1 protein-coding gene and 1 pseudogene are annotated in these 1,434 nt (G+C 70.5%); both read left to right on the forward strand.

Annotated elements, in window-relative coordinates:
- A partial coding sequence (locus tag HUK84_RS18095) for a potassium-transporting ATPase subunit C (RefSeq protein WP_176641481.1) occupies nt 1-313 on the forward strand: 313 nt, incomplete at its 5' end.
- A 3-nt stretch (nt 314-316) separates the two neighbouring features.
- Nucleotides 317-1,434 (forward strand): annotated as a pseudogene (locus HUK84_RS18100) (sensor histidine kinase KdpD); the annotation flags it as partial.

The following is a 1,434-nucleotide window of genomic DNA, read 5'->3' on the forward strand; positions in this document are numbered from 1 at the left end:
GAAGGCGCTGCGCGATGCGGTGGCGGCGCGGGTGGCGGCCCTGAAGGCGGACAATCCCGACGCGGTGCGGGAGGGATTGCCGATTCCGGCCGACCTGGTGACGGCGTCGGCCAGCGGGCTGGACCCGGATCTCTCTCCGCAGGCCGCCTTGTTCCAGGTGCCGCGCGTCGCTCGTGCGCGCAACCTGCCGGAAGGGCAGGTGCGCGTGCTGGTGAACCGGATGACCGCGCAGCCGTTGCTGGGCTGGCTGGGCGAGCCGCGGGTGAATGTGCTTGAACTGAACCTGGCGCTGGATCGCCTGCAGCAGCGGTAAGGCATGGACGAACGGAACGACAGGCCCGACCCCGACGCGTTGCTGCGTCGGACCGAGCGCGAGGCGGCGGAGCGCAGGCGGGGGCGGCTGAAGATCTTCCTGGGGGCGGCCCCCGGCGTGGGCAAGACCTACGAGATGCTGACCGTCGGACATAGAAACCGGCGCGAGGGTGTCGATGTGGTGGTGGGGGTGGCCGAGACGCATGGCCGGGCCGAGACCGCCGCCCTGCTGGAGGGGCTGGAGGTCGTGCCGCGCCACGATGTCGCCTATCGCGACCAGGTGATGCAGGAGATGGACCTGGACGCGATCCTGGCGCGGCGGCCGGGACTGGCGCTGGTGGACGAGCTGGCGCATACCAACGTGCCGGGCAGCCGCCATCCGAAACGGTGGATGGATGTGGAGGAATTGCTGGCGGCGGGCATCGACGTGCTGACCACCGTCAATATCCAGCATCTGGAAAGCCTGAACGACGTGGTGGCCAGCATCACCCGCGTGCGGGTGCGCGAGACGGTGCCCGACAAGGTGATCGACCGGGCCGACGAGATCGAACTGGTGGACCTGACGCCCGCCGACCTGTTGCAGCGGCTGCGCGAGGGCAAGGTCTATGCCCCGGACATGGCGGGGCGGGCGCTGCTGCATTATTTCTCGCCGGGGAATCTGACGGCGCTGCGCGAGCTGGCGCTGCGGCAGACCGCGCAGCGGGTCGATGCCCAGTTGCTGGACCACATGAAGGCGAGCGCGATCGTCGGCCCGTGGGCGGCGGGCGAGCGCGTGCTGGTGTGCCTGACCCTGCAGGATGCCGGGCCTGGATTGCTGCGTTACGGACGGCGGCTGGCCGAGCGGTTCCATGCCGCGTGGATCGTTCTGCATGTCGAGACCAGCCGGGACATGAGTCCCGGCATGCGCCAGCGCATGGCCGGGCTGATGCATCTGGCGCAATCCATGGGCGCCGAGACCGTCACGATTCCCGGCGAGGACGTGGCGGCGGACACGCTGGCCTATGCCCGCAAGCGGAACGTGACGCAGATCGTGGCCGGGCGGCCGTCGCGCCGGCCCTGGGCGGATTGGGTGGTGCCCTGGGCGTGGGTGTCGGTGACGCGGGGGCTGATGACGGCGGCGGG

Origin of the sequence: Nguyenibacter vanlangensis (assembly GCF_013376155.1) — a bacterium.
GTDB lineage: Bacteria > Pseudomonadota > Alphaproteobacteria > Acetobacterales > Acetobacteraceae > Gluconacetobacter > Gluconacetobacter vanlangensis.